At 65.8% G+C, this 17,459-nt stretch carries 17 protein-coding genes; 9 read left to right on the forward strand and 8 right to left on the reverse strand.

The annotated features are described in order from the left end of the window. Window positions 1-30: 30 nt before the first annotated feature. Both ACPXYO_RS16085 and ACPXYO_RS16090 read right to left on the reverse strand, forming a co-directional pair. Complete coding sequence (locus ACPXYO_RS16085; RefSeq protein WP_423922663.1) at window positions 31-1,257, reverse strand: CaiB/BaiF CoA transferase family protein; 1,227 nt, start codon at window positions 1,255-1,257, stop codon at window positions 31-33. Continuing rightward, window positions 1,254-2,663, reverse strand: a complete 1,410-nt coding sequence (locus tag ACPXYO_RS16090; protein ID WP_423922666.1) for a CaiB/BaiF CoA transferase family protein — start codon at window positions 2,661-2,663, stop codon at window positions 1,254-1,256. Before ACPXYO_RS16090 ends, ACPXYO_RS16085 begins: the two co-directional genes overlap by 4 nt. A gap of 224 nt (window positions 2,664-2,887) precedes the next feature. Here ACPXYO_RS16090 and ACPXYO_RS16095 point away from each other — a divergent pair, with 224 nt between their 5' ends. From ACPXYO_RS16095 to ACPXYO_RS16105, 3 genes are all read left to right on the forward strand, one after another. Then, window positions 2,888-3,286 (forward strand): limonene-1,2-epoxide hydrolase family protein, encoded by a 399-nt coding sequence (locus tag ACPXYO_RS16095; protein WP_423922668.1) that lies wholly within the window; start codon window positions 2,888-2,890, stop codon window positions 3,284-3,286. 7 nt (window positions 3,287-3,293) lie between these two features. Further along, a complete protein-coding gene (locus ACPXYO_RS16100; protein WP_423922671.1) occupies window positions 3,294-4,073 on the forward strand; it encodes an SDR family NAD(P)-dependent oxidoreductase in 780 nt (259 codons plus the stop codon). 126 nt (window positions 4,074-4,199) lie between these two features. Further along, on the forward strand, window positions 4,200-5,948 hold the full coding sequence (locus ACPXYO_RS16105) for an N-acyl-D-amino-acid deacylase family protein (protein ID WP_423922674.1): 1,749 nt from the start codon (window positions 4,200-4,202) through the stop codon (window positions 5,946-5,948). Between the two features lie 23 nt (window positions 5,949-5,971). Here the strand turns inward: ACPXYO_RS16105 and ACPXYO_RS16110 are convergent, their stop codons facing one another. Continuing rightward, a complete protein-coding gene (locus ACPXYO_RS16110) occupies window positions 5,972-7,174 on the reverse strand; it encodes a PLP-dependent aminotransferase family protein (RefSeq protein ID WP_423922677.1) in 1,203 nt (400 codons plus the stop codon). A gap of 68 nt (window positions 7,175-7,242) precedes the next feature. Next, window positions 7,243-7,647 (reverse strand): nuclear transport factor 2 family protein, encoded by a 405-nt coding sequence (locus tag ACPXYO_RS16115; protein ID WP_423922679.1) that lies wholly within the window; start codon window positions 7,645-7,647, stop codon window positions 7,243-7,245. 174 nt (window positions 7,648-7,821) lie between these two features. Here ACPXYO_RS16115 and ACPXYO_RS16120 point away from each other — a divergent pair, with 174 nt between their 5' ends. Next, complete coding sequence (locus tag ACPXYO_RS16120) at window positions 7,822-9,147, forward strand: ABC transporter ATP-binding protein (protein WP_423922682.1); 1,326 nt, start codon at window positions 7,822-7,824, stop codon at window positions 9,145-9,147. A 45-nt stretch (window positions 9,148-9,192) separates the two neighbouring features. On the opposite strand, the gene ACPXYO_RS16125 is transcribed toward ACPXYO_RS16120, so the two are convergent. Together ACPXYO_RS16125 and ACPXYO_RS16130 are read right to left on the reverse strand one after the other, a co-directional pair. Further along, entirely contained in the window at window positions 9,193-10,098 is a 906-nt protein-coding gene (locus ACPXYO_RS16125) for an LLM class flavin-dependent oxidoreductase (protein ID WP_423922685.1), read from the reverse strand. Window positions 10,099-10,188: 90 nt separating this feature from the next. After that, entirely contained in the window at window positions 10,189-10,917 is a 729-nt protein-coding gene (locus ACPXYO_RS16130; RefSeq protein ID WP_423922688.1) for a M48 family metallopeptidase, read from the reverse strand. A 161-nt stretch (window positions 10,918-11,078) separates the two neighbouring features. Between ACPXYO_RS16130 and ACPXYO_RS16135 the strand changes: the two genes are divergently transcribed. Together ACPXYO_RS16135 and vapC are read left to right on the forward strand one after the other, a co-directional pair. Beyond that, the gene (locus tag ACPXYO_RS16135; RefSeq protein ID WP_423922691.1) at window positions 11,079-11,273 is read left to right on the forward strand and encodes a type II toxin-antitoxin system VapB family antitoxin; all 195 of its coding nucleotides are present in this window, start codon (window positions 11,079-11,081) and stop codon (window positions 11,271-11,273) included. After that, complete coding sequence (gene vapC, locus ACPXYO_RS16140) at window positions 11,270-11,659, forward strand: type II toxin-antitoxin system VapC family toxin (RefSeq protein ID WP_423922694.1); 390 nt, start codon at window positions 11,270-11,272, stop codon at window positions 11,657-11,659. Before ACPXYO_RS16135 ends, vapC begins: the two co-directional genes overlap by 4 nt. Window positions 11,660-11,763: 104 nt before the next feature. Here vapC and ACPXYO_RS16145 read toward each other — a convergent pair whose 3' ends face one another. Together ACPXYO_RS16145 and ACPXYO_RS16150 are read right to left on the reverse strand one after the other, a co-directional pair. Further along, entirely contained in the window at window positions 11,764-13,368 is a 1,605-nt protein-coding gene (locus ACPXYO_RS16145) for an acyl-CoA carboxylase subunit beta (protein ID WP_423922696.1), read from the reverse strand. A 107-nt stretch (window positions 13,369-13,475) separates the two neighbouring features. Then, window positions 13,476-14,426, reverse strand: a complete 951-nt coding sequence (locus ACPXYO_RS16150; protein WP_423922699.1) for a hypothetical protein — start codon at window positions 14,424-14,426, stop codon at window positions 13,476-13,478. A 156-nt stretch (window positions 14,427-14,582) separates the two neighbouring features. Between ACPXYO_RS16150 and ACPXYO_RS16155 the strand changes: the two genes are divergently transcribed. The 3 genes from ACPXYO_RS16155 to ACPXYO_RS16165 are packed head-to-tail and all read left to right on the forward strand — an operon-like array spanning window position 14,583 to window position 17,456. Beyond that, window positions 14,583-15,683 carry an LLM class flavin-dependent oxidoreductase gene (locus ACPXYO_RS16155; RefSeq protein WP_423922702.1) on the forward strand — a complete coding sequence of 367 codons (1,101 nt, stop codon included), beginning with the start codon at window positions 14,583-14,585 and terminating at the stop codon, window positions 15,681-15,683. Continuing rightward, window positions 15,586-16,863 carry a Rieske 2Fe-2S domain-containing protein gene (locus ACPXYO_RS16160; RefSeq protein ID WP_423922704.1) on the forward strand — a complete coding sequence of 426 codons (1,278 nt, stop codon included), beginning with the start codon at window positions 15,586-15,588 and terminating at the stop codon, window positions 16,861-16,863. The genes ACPXYO_RS16155 and ACPXYO_RS16160 overlap by 98 nt, the downstream gene beginning before the upstream one ends. Before the next feature lie 50 nt (window positions 16,864-16,913). Further along, complete coding sequence (locus ACPXYO_RS16165) at window positions 16,914-17,456, forward strand: cupin domain-containing protein (RefSeq protein WP_423922707.1); 543 nt, start codon at window positions 16,914-16,916, stop codon at window positions 17,454-17,456. The last annotated feature ends 3 nt before the right edge of the window (window positions 17,457-17,459 follow it).

The following is a 17,459-nucleotide window of genomic DNA, read 5'->3' on the forward strand; positions in this document are numbered from 1 at the left end:
GGCCCAGCGCCGTCCACGAGGCCGGTCAGATCAGCTCAACTCGCTGAGCACCTCATCGGTGTGCTCGCCCAGGATCGGGGCGCGCCGCCAGGCCCACCAGTCGACATCGGTGGTGAACGGCGAACCTGGCACCGTGAAGGTGCCGAGCACCGGGTGCTCCTCGGAGCGCCACCAGCCGACGGCTTCGAGGTGCGGGTCGTGGCGCAAATCGCCCACGGTGTTGACCGGCGTGATGGGAATGCGTCGCCGCTGGCCTTCGACGAACAACTCCTGCTTGGTGAACTGAGTTGTCAGTTCCTCTACCCACGCGTCCACTGCCTCGAGGGCCTCGCGGCGCACCACGATGTCCACGAAGATCTCGTCGAGAATGCCCTCGTTGCCGGTGAGCTCGTTCACCCACTGCGCCACTGCGTTCCAGTGCGTCGGCTGGATGGCGATGATGGCGACATAACCGTCGGACGCTGGGTACATGCCCATCGGGCTCGTGACCGGCCGGCGGTTGCCGGCCCGAGGCCTCGGCACCTGGTCGTCGAGGTACAGCGGCACGCCCGTCTCGGGCGAGAGCCACAGCCCGACCTCCTGCAGCGACAGATCGATGGTCTGGCCCAGCGCCGGCTCGCCGGCTGCCGTGGCTTGGTTGCGCGCACGCACCGACATCATCGAGCCGATCACCGCATGCAGCGACGCACCGTGCATCAGCACGCCGATCTCGCCCGCCGGTGTCAGCGGCGGACCGTGCGGGAATCCCACGGTAGACGCCAACCCGCACGACGCCCAGCCGATGAGGTTCGACGAGCGCCAGCCGCGACGCGGCCCCGTCATTCCGAACGGCGTGATCGACACCCACGTCACGTGCGGGAACTTCGCGACGATGCCGGCCACTCCGAGGCCTCCCTGATCGCTGTCTGCCAGCCACGGATAGGAGTCCTGGATGGCGGGCAGCGCGTCGTCGAGCACCACGTCGGCCGACCCGATCAGGGCCACCAGCGCCGCGGCATCGTCGGCATCGGTTGGGTCGAGCACGACGCTGCGCTTGGTCGCGCCGTAGTAGGCCCACCACAGGCTCGCTTCGGGACCCTCATGGCCCGGCGCCAACGGCGGCATCCTGCGAATCGGACTTCCGTCGGACGGCTCCACGCAGATCACATCGGCGCCGAGCGCCGCCCACACCCGGGTTCCGTACGCACCCGACAGCCCGGTCATGTCGAGTACCCGCACGCCGGCCCACGGGCCCTGCCGTTGGGGTGCGGCGCTCACGCCGCACCACCGGTGACGTTGCCATCGGCGTCGTAGAAGTCCGCTATCCCGACCGATTCGTACCACCGGTCGAAGGGGCGCTCCAGGATGACTTCGGGCCGGGCGTCGGCGAATGCCACCCCGTCGGCAACCATTTGCGCCGCTTCGCTGTCCGAATAGCCGAGCTCGGCGAGCACATCGACCGTGTCGCCGCCCATGTTCGGACCCGCTCGCGTGACATAGGGCGGCGTTCGGCTCATGCGCAGCGGATTGCGAACGAACAGGTCCCGTCCCAATCTCGGGCTTGGCACCACCGAGTACGGGCGGCGGTCGTGCACTTGGGGATCGGCCATCACGCCGCGATGATCGAGCACTTCATAGGCCGCAACGCCAATCGCCTGCAGCTCGGCGGCGGCCTGCTGCGCGCTGCGGCGGGCGGTCCACAACGAGAGCTCAGCGTCGATGGCATCGTGGTTGGCGATGCGGTCGGCGAGCGTGTCGTGCGGGTACCTCGACAGAGCCGGCTGCGCGGTGCAGTCGTACGCGTCGATTGCGGACCATTCGGCGAGCGCGGCAAGCGAACGCCATGCGTCATCGCTTTGCACCTCCACGGCCACCCAGCGATCGTCGCCGGCACACGGGTAGATGCCAGCGGGCGCTGCCCACGACACCCGGTTGCCGTTGCGGAACGGTTCAGGCACGCCCAAGTCCTGGCCGACCAGGTACGGCCCCAAGAACGACACCGTGGTCTCCAGCTGGCTGATGTCGATGAATCGGCCTTCCCCGGTGCGGTCCCGTTCATGCAGGGCGCTGACGATGGCCAGCATGGTGTGCAGGCCGCCCATGTAGTCGGGCGGTGCGATCGAGGGAATGCCGGCAGGCTCCTCGTGGGGGAAGCCCGTGAGCGCATCCCATCCCACCAGCGGGGCCTGGTTCGGCCCGAAGGCACGGAACGGGTAGTACGGCTTGTCCGGGTCCACGCCGAAGCCGGTCATGCCCGCATAGATGATGTTCGGGGACACCTCGACGACCGAGGCGTAGTCGAGTCCGAGCTCGGCAATGCCGGGTGCCGCAAAATTCGTCAGGAAGACGTCACAGGTGGCCAGCAAGCGCTTCGCTGCTTCGAGTGCCTCGGGGTGCTTCAGCTCGAGGCCCACCGAGCGCTTGCCGGCAGACATTTCGGGCACGTACGGGCCGGTGTCGCAAAAGACGTCGGCCAGGTCGGGGTCGCGGGCCCATGCTGAGCCGAACGCTCGCGCCACGTCGGGGTAACTGTGCGCCTCCACCTTGAATACTTCGGCGCCGTGGTGCGCCATCGCCATCCCGCAGCACGGTGCCGCCACGGCGATGCTGATTTCGAATACCCGGACCCCCGCAAGTGGTCGGTTGTCCGCCGTTGCAGCTTCGGACTGCTGCTGTGGTCCCATAGTTCGGTGACCTTAGACGCAGCGCGTATGGGCAGCCCCCTCCCGACAGCCACTCGTTCGCTGCGGCAGGGCTTCCCTGCCATGAGTCCTCAGCTAGGCCCGGCCGCCGCCCCACTCCCGCAATCTCGCAGACCGCCGCTGCGGCACCGGATCACGCTGCGTGCTAGGAACAGGCCGTTGGCGGCTGAGTACGTCAGCCGCCCCACCCAAGGAGCAGCGCAGTCATGTCAGAACACGACCATTCCGGCGACTCGCCCACCGAAGTTGTCGCCAACTTCATCGCCGACATCGAAGCGAAGAATCTCGACGGAGCGATGTCGCACGTCGCAGAGGATGTGTACTACGACAACGTCCCGATCGGCGACATGAACGGCCGTGACAAGATGCGCGAGTTCCTCTCCCCGATGCTGGGAGGTGCCGGCCCGGTCGAGTTCGAGGTCATCCGCCAGACCGCCACCGGCAACACGGTCATGAATGAGCGCGTCGACCGCTTTCACACTGCCTCGGGTCGACAGATCGAGCTGCCTGTCATGGGCATTTTCGAAGTCAACGACGGCCTGATCACCTTCTGGCGCGACTACTTCGACAACGGCACGTTCATGCGCCAGATCAAGAGCGGTTGAGCCGGCCGTGGCCTATCAGTACGACGGCTTCGACCTGACCGGCAAAGTCGCGGTCATCACGGGCGGCAACGGCGGCATCGGACTCGGCTACGCCCGCGGCATCGCAGCCGCGGGAGCCGACGTCAGCGTCTGGGGCACGAATCCCGACAAGAACGCGGCGGCCGAGGCCGAGTTGGAACAGATCAACCCGTCCGCCAGCGCGCTTCGCTGTGACGTCTCCGACGAGGAGCAGGTCGAGAACTGCATGGCTGCGGTGATCGAGCGCTACGGGCGTATCGATGCCTGCTTTCCGAATGCAGGCATCGGCACGCAGAACCGGCAGGGCTTCCACGAGCACTCCAACGAGGACTGGTACAGCGTCATCGACGTGAACCTGCACGGCGTGTTCTTCACGTTGCGCGCCGCAACTCGCCAGATGATCGCCCAGGGTGAGGGCGGATCGTTGGTGCTGACCTCGAGCGGCACCGCCATCCAGGGCTCGGCACGCGGCCAGGCCTACGCGGCCACGAAGGGTGCGATGCTGGCGATGATGATGAGCCTGTCGGTCGAGATGGCTCGCTACAAGATCAACGCCAATGCCATCATCCCCGGCTGGATCGACACTGCCATGACCCAGCGGCTGTTCACCTGGGACAAGTTCGTCGACAACGTCATGCAACGTATTCCCATGCGCCGGTGGGGCGTGCCGGACGACTTCGGCGCCATCGCTGTGTACCTGATGAGCGATGCTGCGCGTTGGCACACGGGCGACGTCATCAAGATCGACGGCGGTTTCAGCATCTTCTGACCCCCGACGCCTAACATCGGAACATCGGCGGTGCTGGTCGCTCGGGGGCGTCGCCAGCGGTGACCGCCGGATCGCTACCGACACGCACCGGCTTCGCGCGTGCCGGACTCCAGTTGAGGGGGACCCGTGGAGGAATACGACGTTCACATCAAGGACGGCACCATCGTCGACGGGACTCGGGTGCCGAGCTTCCGGGGAGACCTGTGGATCTCCGACGGCCGCATTGCCCAGATCGGTGGCCGTGCGGACAGGCCATCCAAGGAAGTCATCGATGCCGACGGCTGCATCGTGGCCCCTGGCTCCATCGATTTGCACACCCACTACGACGCACAGATCCGCTGGGATCCCTACTGCTCGATCTCGAGCTGGCACGGGGTGACGTCGGTGGTGCTGGGCAACTGCGGTTTCGGCTTCGCACCGTGCAAGCCCGAATTCCGTGAGCGGTCGATGCTGACGATGGTCCGCACCGAGGCGATCCCGCTCGCGGCGATGCAGGAAGGAATGCTGCCGAAGTGGGACTGGGAAACCATCCCGGAGTACCTGGACTCGCTCGACGCGGCGCCCAAGGGCGTGAACGTCCTGCAGTACATGCCGACCGCGTCGCTGATGATCTACGTGATGGGCCTGGAAGCTGCGAAGTCACGGCCGGCCAACAACGCGGAGCGCAGGGAGATGCAGCGTCTGCTGCACGAGGGCATGGATGCCGGGCTCTGCGGCTTCTCCATCCAGCGCCTCGGCCCCAATTCCACCCAGTCCGACTTCGACGGCACGCCGATGGTCACCGACACCATGATCGACGACGACATCTTCATGCTGGCCGAGGTATTGCGCGAGCGCGACGAGGGATTCATCCAGCTGACGCAGGCCACGAGCGCCGATGTCAACAACCCAGAGGACCTCTCCTTCAAGCGGCGGCTGGCGGAGGTCTGCGGCCGGCCGATCATCGACAACGTGGTACCGGTCAGCCAACGCAACCCGCGAGTGCACGAGGAACGGCTCGAATGGCTCGAACAGGCGCACAACGACGGGCTGCGCATCTTCGGTCAAGGTGCCTCGATCCGGACGGGCTTCGCCTTCTCGCTCGACGAGTGGAACCTGTACGACTCGAGCCCTGCGTGGCGCGAGGCCACCACGGGCTCGCTGGAGGACAAGATTCGCAAGATGTCTGATCCGGCCATCCGCGAGCGGCTGCGTGCCGAGACCGACGAGGCAGCGACGCTGTTCGCCAACACCCAGGGCGCCGTCGGCGGGCCTCCCCGCAAGCTGGTCGTGCAGGGCGTGGCCCGGCGCGAAGACCTGCAGTCCTACGTGGGCAGGTCGCTCGGCGAGATTGCCGAAGCGGAAGGCAAGCACTACATCGACGTGATGCTGGACCTCTCGCTCGAGACCGATCTCCGGACCGAGTTCCTGGGCCAGGGTCCGGAGTTCAACGTGGACCACATGTCCGCCGTGTACACCGACTCGCCGTACACGATCCCTGGCGTGTCCGACGGCGGGGCGCACACCAAGTTCTTCTCCGGCGGTGCGTGGACGACCGATTTCCTGGCCTGGATCGTCCGGGACGAGAAGCGCGTGACCGTCGAGGAAGCGCACTACCGGATGTCGGCGCTCGCAGCCCATGCAGCCGGCTTCAAGGACCGTGGCGTGCTCACCGAAGGCGCCCCGGCCGACGTGATTGTGTATGACATGGACGAGCTGGCCATCGATCCCGAGTGGATCGGCGAGGCGGTCTACGACCTGCCCGGCGGAGAGTGGCGGCGCGTCCAGCGTGCGCACGGTTACCGGCACATCCTGGTGAATGGCGTCGAGACCTTCCAAGACGGCGAGTGCACCGGAGCCACCCCCGGCAAGCTCCTGCGCCACGGCCGCGGCTAGCAGCCGCAACAAGACAGCGCGGCTTAGCTGGCGGCGATCACCTCGGCGAGGGCAGCAACGCCGTCGCGGATGTCGTCGTGGGACAGGCTGCCGAAGCACAGGCGCATGCGTCGCGCTCCCCACTGCGGGTCGACTGACCAGGCCGCGCCCTCGTTGAACTGGATTCCCCGCTCGGCGGCGGGCGCCAGGTAGCGGGCGGTGTCGGTGCCCGATGGGAACGTCAGCCACACGAAGATGCCGCCCTTGGGATCGGTCACCTGCACAGGCCCGCCGAGCTTGATTGCCACTGGCGACAACGCGCCGAAGTGCGTGGCCACGGCGTGGCGCATGACGCGGCACTTCTCGCGAAGCGTGGCCCGCAGTGCGCGCACGTGGTCGACGAAGTGCGCCTCCGAATACTCCGCCAGAATCAGTTGCTCGACAGCTCCCGTGCCGGCATCGTCCTTGAGCGCCACGAGCTGTCGCAACACCGGGACTTCCGCAGCGATGAAGCCCACACGCAGCGCCGGCGCGATGGACTTCGAGAACGACCCGCAATACACGACGCGGCCGACATCGCCGCCGTCGCGTGCCAGCGCAGCGATGGCCGGCGGGCGCTCGCCATCCCACTGCAGATCGGCGTAGCAGTCGTCTTCGAAGATCACGACGTCCCACCGCCGGGCAATTTCCAGCAACTGGTGCCGTCGTTCGGTCGGCATGACCGAGCCGGTCGGGTTCTGCACGGTCGGGATCGTGTAGATGAGCTTGGGAAGGCGGTCTTGCGAAGCGAGCTCACCGAGTAGCTGATCGAGCGCTTCGGGCACGATGCCGTCATCGTCGAGTCGGGCCGGTTCGCAGAGCGCGCCCGCCCGGGTGAGCTTCGAGATGATCCCGCCGTAGGTGGCTTCTTCGGCAACCACGACATCGCCCGGTTCGACGAAGGCCGCAATCACCAGGTCCAGTGCCTGCAGCGAACCGGAGACCACGAGCACATCGTCGGCGCTGATGGGCAATGCAGCCTCGGCTGCCAGATTCGCAGCGATGAACTCTCGCAGCGCCTCGTAGCCCTGCGGGTTGCCGCCGAGGTTGTACGTGGCGAGTGCTGGGCCGTGCCTGTTGATGGCGTTGACGGCCGCTTCGGCCAATCCGCCCACCGGCACACTTGGCGAATCGTTGTTTCCGCCGACGAAGCTGTAACGCGGAATCGGCGTCCAGGTGGGCGCGGGAGGGGGCAGGCCCGACGCCATCTTTGATCGCACGTCGAAGGACGCGTGTGTTGGTTCCGCGTGCGACATCGTGCCCGGGTGTCCAGCGATCAAGCGTCTGAGACGACGATCCGCTGCGCGAACAGCCACTGGCCGTCGACCTTGCGCACGACGTCGTCGTAGTGCCCCACGAGCAGGATTCTGCCGCCGTCGGTCAGCGGCTTGACCATCTGGAGGTGGCTGAACACGGTGGCTTCGGCGCCGTCGCCATCGGCAACGACGTTGGTCACCCAGTGCTGCGCAGAGGCGAATTCTGCGTACTGCTCCTCGATTGCGTAGGCGGCGGCAAAGGCCCGCAGCTCGTCACGGCCGTTGAACGTGCCAACGATCCCGATGAACTCGCCGTCCGGCGTGAAGGTATTCGCGTAGCCGTCGGCATCGCCGGTGTCGATCGCCTTGTTGTAGCGAGAGATCAGATCCCGGATCTCGACCCGGTCGTCATTTGTCAGCGCCACAGCTCTCCCCCAGTGCTTTGCCGGCGTGTTGGCGTCAACCTACTTCGACACCGGTCGGGCTGGCTTCGCCCGCCGGTTCCGTTAGTCATGCCTACCGTGATCCAGCAGGCATAGCCATCACCCAGTATTCACCTATCTGGACACCTGCCGACGCCCTTGCTTATACTGCGTTCGGTGCGCACCGTCCGGGCATTTCGGTCGAAGCGAGATCGGCGACTCGCTGGTTCTGCTGCGTTGGATGGACCTGCCCCTCAGGTCCACGAACGGCATTGGCCAACGGCACGCTCGATCACGCTCGAGAGCGTTACTCACTCCTACGGCCAAGCTCAGGCGCGACGTCCGCTCGACGGTGATTCGCCCAACCATGACGGCTACTCAGTCCGCGACTTGTCACTGCATGTCCACCCCGGCGAGTCGGTGGCCTTGCTGGGACCGAGCGGGTGCGGCAAGACCACCCTGCTCCGCCTGATTGCGGGACTCGAACGCCCGCTCGCAGGCACCATCTGTCTCGGCGACCGGTTCGTTTCGGGCCCGCCTGGGCGAGGCGGCACCTGGGTGGCGCCCGAGTCACGCCGCGTCGGGATGGTGTTCCAGGACTGGGCGCTGTTCCCGCACCTCACCGTGGCTCGCAACGTCGGTTACGGGCTCGAACGGACCAAGCGAACGCCCCGCCGAATCGCCGAAGCGCTCGACTTGGTGGGTCTTGCCGGTTTCGAGGAGCGCCTGCCATCGACCCTTTCGGGCGGTCAGCAGCAGCGCGTCGCGTTGGCGCGGGCTCTGGCGCCACGGCCCGGAGTGCTGCTCCTGGACGAGCCCTTTTCGAATCTCGACGCCTCGCTGCGTGAGGAGGTCCGCAGCGAGGTCCGCCGGCTGTTGATCGAACTCGGCATCACCGCCGTGTTCGTCACCCACGACCAGGACGAAGCCTTCGTCGTCGGCGACCGTGTCGGCGTGTTGCGCGAGGGCCAGCTTGCCCAGGTGGACACCCCGGACGGCCTCTACCGCCGACCTGCCGATCCGTTCGTGGCGGACTTCGTGGGCACAGCGTCGTGGCTGCGCTGTGTGGCATCCGCCGGCGTCGCACACACGACGCTCGGCCGCCTCCCGCTCGGCGGCGCCGATGCTCCCCGCAGCAACGGCACCCATTCAGGGGATCCCGTGACGGGCACGGTGGACGTCATGCTGCGCCCGGAGCAGCTCCGCCTCGCGCCGGGAGCGTCAGCCGAAGTCGAACTCGTGGAGTTCTACGGGCACGACTCGATGGTCGTGGCGAATCTCGATGGCACGCAATTGCGAGTGCGCTGTGGGCCCGATCCACATGTCAGCCGCGGCGATGCCGTGGCAGTCGAGTTCATCGGCACCGACGTCGTGGCGTTCGTACCCCATGGCCAGTCCGCTCACAGCCTCTACGAGGAAACCTTGGAACGAGCCGAGTTGCGATCGCCGGCGGGGACCGAGGGCTCACCCACCCCCGCCGAACTCGAACTGTTCGCCGACTGAGCACCCGCTCGGGACCGGGCGGTTTGTGCGCTCGCAGGCAGGCGCTCAGCTCATGCCAGCACGCAGAGGGGCGATGACCTGTTCTGCGAATCGGTGGGCGGGCTCCGCGCTGTCAGGGTTGCCGAAGTCGAGCACAAAGTGCCGGATGCCGACCTCGACGAGCGAGGCGAGGAATTCGGCGTAGGAGGCTGACTCGCTGTCGGTGGTGGGCAGCGCTCGCTCGACGGTGGTTGACATTTCCAAATCGGCCGGATCGCGTTCGAGGCGCTCGAGCTCGTCCAGCACGATCCCGCACTTGCGACGCAGCGACTCCAGATCGCGTCGCCAGGGTGTGTTCCAGATATCGGCATGCCGGGCTGCGACCTTGAGCCCGATCTGCTCGCCCGAAGCCCCGACGCAGACCTGCGGCGGGATCTCCGGCAGCGGTGGCGCTGCCGCCCCGTCGATGCGATAGTGCTCGCTCTCAAAGCTCGGGTCGTCGGTGGTCCACATCAACCGGCAGATCGTGATGACCTCTTCGAGCTGGGCAAAGCGCACCTTCGGTGACGGGAATTCGTATCCGTACGCCCCGTACTCGTCACCTCGCCACCCGGCCCCGATGCCCAGGATGAACCGGTTGCCCGACAGGTATTGCAGCGTCGCCGCCATCTTCGCTGTCAGCGCCGGCGGCCGGTAGCCGTGCCCGAGCACGTGGTGGCACAACTGCACGCCGTCGAGGCGCGCAGCGCACCACGTGATGGTGGTCCAAGCCTCGAGGAAGGGATCGGTCTTTGCGTCGAATCCGTAGAAGTGATCTGCGATCCACAGCGAGTCGAAGTGCTCGATCACTTCAGGCAGGAGCCATTCCACCTGGTCGGCCACGATCGGCCGGTGATCGCTCCACCGGTTGCCGATGCACGGCGACAGCCATCCGAATCTCAACGCGCCTGATGCGTCCGCAGTGTCGTTCACCGTGTCACGCTAGTGCTCTGGTTCCCGATGTCTGAGTTTGTGCTCGTCGAAATCGAGCTCCCTGTGACTGCTCGCCCAAACGGATCGGCTTCACAGCGGCAGCGTTCCGGCGATTGCTCGCAGCGCAGCCTTGCGTTCGTTGACATCCGGGAGCACTGAACTCACGAGTGCCCAGAAATCGGGTCCATGGTTGAGCTCGGTGAGGTGGGCCAGTTCGTGAACAACGACGTAATCGAGCAACCTCGGTTCGAGCATCACGAGCCTCCAGTTGAACCTCAACTGGCCATCGGCAGCACAGCTCCCCCATCGTCTGCGCTGATCCCCGATGAGCACTTCAGGCTTGGAACCGCCGCCCATTTCCGGCCACCAACGATCGACGCCGATCGAGACATGCTCGCAAGCACGAAGCCAGTACCACTCGGCGACAGCACTGCGGATCTGCGGTGCCGCATCGGCAGGATCCACATCTACCGGCAATAGCACTTGCAATTCCCACGGTCTGAAGCGCACGTCAACGTCGACGATGTCGTCGCTGCCAACGGTCAAGCTCAGGCTGCGTCCGTGGTATGGAAGCGTGCCAGGCAGCTGGGGCGGAGCTTGCTCGGCTGGCACATTCGCAAGGCGGTCCAGGATCCATCGCGCCTTGCTCCGCACGAACGCCGCGATGTCTTCGGGGCGCGTTGCTGCCGGGACCGCCACACGCACGCCGTTCGGACCGGCGGTGATCTCCAGGGTCTTGTGCCGACGCGCGCTGCGCCTGATCTCATAGTCGATGACGGCGTCGCCGAATCGAATCCAGTCGTGTTCAGAGGGGTCCACCCCTCGATTGTGCCCTCGGGCAGGAACAGAATTCATCTCAATTTCTGAGGTTTCTCGAAACGCTCCACAATGTGTAGAATTGTGTAACATATACACATCGAGAAGGTTGCGTACATCGACAAGCATGCGGGTACCGACAACCGGGCCTCGGGAGGGCGGCGATGCGCACCAACATTGAGATCGACGACGAACTGATGGCTGCAGCCATGAAATGGGGCAGCTTTCGCACCAAGCGTGCAGTTGTGGAGGAAGGACTTCGCCTCCTGGTTCAAACGAGGACGCAGGGCCGCATCCGCAGTCTGCGAGGCAAGCTCCCGTGGGAAGGATCGCTCGATGAGATGCGCACTGACCGATGATCGTGGTCGATTCATCGGTGTGGATCGACTTCTTCAACGGCATCGACACCCGCCAGACCGACCTGCTGGACGAGCTATTGGGAGTGCAACCGATTCTCACCGGTGACCTGATTCTCGCTGAGGTTCTGCAAGGATTCCGAAGCGATGCTCACCTGCGCAGCGCCCAATCGACGATGGACACGCTGCTCTACGAGCCGATGGTGGGACGGCATATCGCCATGGCCAGCGCTCTCAACTACCGGAAACTACGCAAAAAGGGCATCACCCCCCGCAAAACCATCGACATGTTGATCGCCACCTTCTGCATGGAAAACGGGCATCAGCTGCTCCACGCAGATCGTGACTTCGAACCCATGTCGAAACACCTCGGACTGGCGGTGCTCTAACGGTCGGTCGCTGCCACGACACAACCAGCGGTGCGGTGCCGCACGGCACAACCCAAGTGAGCAGCGGGGATTCCTAGGGTTTCAGCGGACCCGACCAGGCGCATTCAGGGGCGGACGGCACGCTTGTGGGGACGTCGCGCCAATTCCTCAAGCGCCGGCTGGGCCAGCTTGACGAACGTGCAGGCCAGGCGCCTGGTTTCGCGGGGGTCGATGAGATCGACGACGTCGCCAGCCATGGCGGCCTTGAACGGCGATCGGAGCCGCAGCAGCCGTTCCTCGATCAGTTCCCGGTGCGCTTCTGGGTCGGGCGCGGCTTCGATCTCGCGCCGGTACGCAGCAGCGACGCCTCCTTCGATGGGAATGCCGCCCCACTCTCCCGCCGGCCATCCGAATCGGAGGTTGAGCGCGTGCGGCAGGCCGATGCTGTTCGGTGCATCGGCAGCCACCCCGTAGGACTTGCGGACGTTGAATTCAACCTTTGGCACGCTTGCCTCGGCCGATGCGATCAACGCACGCACGCCGCGGCGCATGGTGGCCTTGCGCTCCGCAGCGGAGCCCAGCATGAAGCCGGGCATGTCCAGGAAGATCACCATCGGCAGGTTGAACGCATCGCACAGGTCGACGAAGTGGGCGTACTTATCGGCGCCGTCTCCATCCATGGCCCCCGCCAGCCGCATGGGGTCGCTGCCGACCACGCCGACGCTGTAGCCGTCGAGCCGGGCGAACCCGGTGATGATCGCTCCGGCGTAGTGGCGGCGCATCTCGAAGAACTCGCCGTTGTCGACGACGTGTCGGATGAGCGCCCGGGCGTCGTAGCCGGCTCGACGGTTCGTGGGAATGATGTTGAGCAGCTCTTCGGGCCGGCGATCCGGCGAGTCGCCGGTGTCCACCCGTGGCGCCACCTGCGAGACCGTGTTCGGCAGGTACGACAGGAACTGCTTGATCTGGTCGAACGCGTCTTCCTCGCTCTCTGCCACGTTGTCGACCTGGCCGCTCTCGTACACATGCATGCGGTAGCCGCCGAGTTCCTCCTTCGACAGCATCTCGCCGGTCGCGCGCTGCACCACTGGAGGACCAGACGGGAAGATCTGCGACTGCCCTTTGACCATCACCGTGAAGTGCGACATGAGAGCAGCGGCCGCTGGCCAACCCGCCACCGATCCCATGATCCCCGAGGCCACCGGGACCTTCGTCATCATCTCGACCGATTGCCACCACATGTCTCCCGATGGCAAGGCCATCTGGCCCGATTCCTCGTCGGACTTGGAGCTATGGCCCACGCCCTCTCGCAGTTGCACGTACGGGATGCCGTACGTGATGGCCAACGGCTGGGCGAACTGGTGCGGGATCTTGTGAACGTTGTGGGGGCTGCCGCCTGAGATCGTGAAATCGTCACCGCCGATCGCGACCGGCCGGCCGTCGAGCTCGGCAAGACCCATCACGTAGCCGCCGGGCGTGAACCCGATGATGTTGCCGTCGTCGTCGTATTCCGGGCCGCCCATGAGCCCGCCCATCTCGACGAATGAGCCGGGATCGGCCATCTTGGCGATGCGCTCGCGCACCGTGTAACGGCCGCCCTGGTGCTGGCGCTCGATGCGCTCGGGTCCGCCCATCTCTGAGGCGAGCTCCTTGAGGTAGGCGATTTCCGCGATCGCCTCCTCCCAGCTCATCCCCGGCTTCCAGGTTTCCCGATCCGGATCAATAGGCATCTTTCCGCTCCGATCTCCTCACAGAGACATCGCCTCGCACCCTGCGGCTACGCGAACCGCGTGTAGTGCGCCTCAGCGTCGCTACGAATGTATGGGGCGCTGATCGTCTATGCCGAGAACTCGTCCTCGGGGGCAATGTGCTCCAAGAAGCAACTCGGATGACTGATGCCGGCTATGAAGCTCGAGCCCGTATTGCCGCTCTCGGAGTAGCCCTCCACTATTTCGCCCTCTCGCAGCAGGATCGGCTCTCTCGCGTCGCGGCGTGACTGGCTCCGGTGCAGGTGCTGGTCGACCTCATCCCCGGAGTCGACGACGGCGAAGATGCAGTCGGTGGCAGAGAGCTCGTGCCACTGCCACCAGCCTGCCAGGATCCCCTCTCCGACGACGCATGAAACCTCTGGGTGCTGAGTACCGGGTTCATCCCTCCAGTCGAGCAGATCTGCGGGCTCGGGTCCGCTGTGCGCCCGGCACTCCCAGCTCGTGTCTCCCTCGAATTTGCCCGCAGACTCCGGCTCCTCTGCCCCGATGTCGTCGCCACCCTCCACGCCGCCGCTGCCCGAATCGTGGCGACGCGCATAGGTCTCCTCGTCAGGAACACTGTGGTCGCCGGTTCGCTCAAGGAAGCACTCGGGACGAGACGTCGCGGAGATCATCCCGTCAATGTTCGCTGACGAGCTGTAGCCGATAACGGCCTCGCCGTTCGCGAGGGCGACCGGATCGCGCGCATCGAGCCACCACAGGCGTTCCACATCATCCTGGTATATGGGTCGCTGCGGTTCACCTGGCCCCGAAGACCATGGCTCCGGCGCCACGACGACGAATACGCAACTGCCCGCCGAGAGTTGAGACCATTGCCACACCCCTGGGGCGATGTCTCGTCCGACGACGTACTCAACGGGTCCCTCGGCGTCTGAGTCGTCGTAGTCGTGCCTGAAATCAACCAGCGTGGCCAGGTCTGAGGCGTGGGCCGGGTCGTCTTCGGTATCGCTCGCGGCTGAATCGGGGGGTGCCGTGCTCGGCGCGGGTGCGGAGGCGTCGGTGGTTGCCGAGTCCGACACAGCGCAATGACAGCTGCGCCAAGCCATCTCCTCGACACTGATGCGGACACGACGTGGAGATTAGATGCACGCTGGTGACGGCCGATGGCGACCGCAGTAAGTTTCGGCATCTAGGCGCGGGGTTCGCGGCGCCGCCGAGAGTGACAGGGGATCACCATGGAACTGGGACTGTTCACCATGCCGAGCCATCCGCCCGAGCGCGACCTGCGCGAGGGCTGGGAGTGGGACCTGCAGGTGATCGAGTGGGCTGACGAGTTCGGCTTCGGCGAGGCGTGGATCGGCGAGCATCACGCCGCTCGCTGGGAACCGCACCCGGCCCCAGACCTGCTCACGCTCGAGGCACTGCGCCGGACCAAGAACATCCGCATCGGTCCCGGCGGGTTCCTGCTGCCCTATTACCACCCCGCCGAATTGGCCAACCGGATCTCGCTGCTGGATCACATCTCCGAGGGCCGCCTCAACTTCGGCGTTGCCGCCAGCGGCCTGCCCAGTGACTGGGAGATGTTCGGGGTTGACGGCATGGCCGGCGAGAACCGGGAGATGACCCAGGAGTCGGTCGAATTCATCCTGAACCTCTGGAGCCAGGAGCCCGGATGGACCCACGAGGGCAAGCACTGGAAGGGCTCAGTGCCGCACGGCATGCCCGACATGGACCTCGTGCATCACCTGCGACCGCTGCAGCAGCCGCACCCGCCGATCGGCGTGGCAGGGCTGAACTCGCCGTCGCCGACGCTGGAGATGGCAGGGGAAAAGGGCTGGATCCCGATGAGCCTGAATCTCAACCCGCAGTATGTGAGCGGCCACTGGGATTCCTATGAGGCAGGGGCCCGCCGGGCGGGACGCGACGTCAGCCGCAGCGATTGGCGCATGGTGCGCGAGGTGTTTGTGGCTCCCACCGACGAGGAAGCCTGGGAGCTGTCCTACGGCGGGATGATGGGCAGGATGATGACCGAGTACTTCATTCCCCTGCTCGGCGCCTTCGACTTCCACAAGTTCCTCATCGACGAGCGCAACCCACCCGTCGGCGGCGTGGTCACCGTCGAGTATTGCGCCCGCAACAACTGGTTCGTGGGCTCGCCCGAGACGGTCGCAGCCTCAATCGAGAAGGTGTACGCCGACGTCGGTGGTTTCGGCCACCTGCTGCTGTTCTGCTTCGACTATGCCGAGACGCCCGAGTCGGCGGACGCATGGCGGCGGTCCATGGACCTGCTGGCTAGTGACGTCATGCCCCGGGTGTCGCACCTCACCGGAGACTGAGACACACGTGCCGACCCGTCCGACGTTAGAACACTCCGCTCGGGCGCTGGCCGGGCGCGCACGTGGCCGCGTCTCGCAGTACACGGGCATCGGGACTCGGCAAATCGCACGGCGCCCGCCAACCTGGCTTCCATCTCCCGAGCTGGCCAAAGGCGATCCGAGGCTCGGGCTACGAGACCGCTGGTACCTGCTCGGCACCTCGAGCCTCGTGAGCGAGGAACCTGTGGCGACTCGCCTGCTCGGCGAAGACTTGGTGCTCTGGCGTGACGGCAGCGACGCGCCACGCCTCATGGGCGATCTGTGCCCCCATCGAGGAGCCCGGCTGTCGATCGGCGATGTCGTGGATGGGGAGCTGCGATGCAGCTACCACCACTGGCGGTTCGACGGCGACGGGCAGTGCATCTCGGTGCCGTCCCAGGGAGGTACGTGCTCGCTGGCCGAACGGACGCGGGTAAGCGTGAGCTACCCAGTCGTTGAGCAGGCCGGCTACCTGTGGGCCTGGATCGGCGAAGCCGAGCCTGCTCCGCTTGACCTTCCGACGGAGTTCAGCGACAGCCGCTACTCGACATTTCCCGAGACCGTGGAATGGGGTGCGAACTGGCTGCTGGCGCTCGAGAATCTCGTGGATCTCATGCATGCGCCGTTCCTGCACGCACACTCGATCACGCTGAACGAAGGCATCACTGACGACCGCGTGGTTGTCGACGATCACGACGACGGCTTCGAAATTCGCCGACGCGACCAAGCGGGTACCAACTTCGACTGGATCGATATCCACACCGGTGCGCTCAGCTACGTTCGTCTCGATATCCCGCTGCCGCCCAGTGCCGGGCCAGGTCCCCCGCTGCGGATCCTGGGATTCCTGACGCCACGCGACAACGCAGCAACGCTCGTGCACTTCCCCCGTTTCCGGGAGGTGGCGGGGCGCGAGCGCCGCATCTGGCGGGCGCTGTACCAACTGCGACTGCGCGGCACCCACCTCCACGTGCTCAACCAGGACAAGGAGATGCTCGAGAGCCTGCGCACCGTCGAGGAGGCCCGACGTGACGAGCATCTCGCTCAAGCCGACCGCCCCGTGGTGCACTTGCGTCGGGCGCTCGAACCAGACTTGGAGGCGCAACGGGAACGATTCGGGCTGGCACCCGAGTCGGCCCAGGCACCCGTAGCGCTCGCAGACTGACGCCGACCCGCACCTAGCCGCCAACCGTTGACGACCACAGGACACGAACGATGAGCCAGATCGCCGCCGACCCGATCGAAGCAACGGATACGTCACACCAGGGATCACGAGACCTCGTGGCGCGCATCGAGGGCATGTGCGCTATGCGCGACACCCGGCAGGAGGATTGGGACACGCTGGCGTTCCAAACCAAGGCGGGACCGCAGTACCGGCGCGCCCAGATTCGCTATATCGGCTCGGGCGGTACCGGCGATCATGAGGGGGACGAGCGAGCCCTGGCCGCCGAGCACTTCACGTTCTCCAACATGCTGCTGCCGCCAGGAGCCGAAGGCCCCGAACACACGCACCATGACGTAGAAGAGGCGTTCTTCGTGCTCGAAGGCGAACTCGAGGTCACGATCTACGACGGAGACGAATCCGCCAGCCGGCTGCTCTGCTACCGCGACCTCATCAAGATCCCCGCGGGCACCGCCCGCTCGCTGCGCAACGTGGGTGACACCGATGCGCTGTTCGTGGTGATGCTCGGGGCGTCGAAGCCACAGCTGCCCACCTACCCCCCGCACTCCCCCATGGCGGGGATCACGCGGGACTGAGCA

Origin of the sequence: Candidatus Poriferisodalis sp., assembly GCF_965237655.1 — a bacterium.
Lineage (GTDB): Bacteria > Actinomycetota > Acidimicrobiia > Acidimicrobiales > Poriferisodalaceae > Poriferisodalis.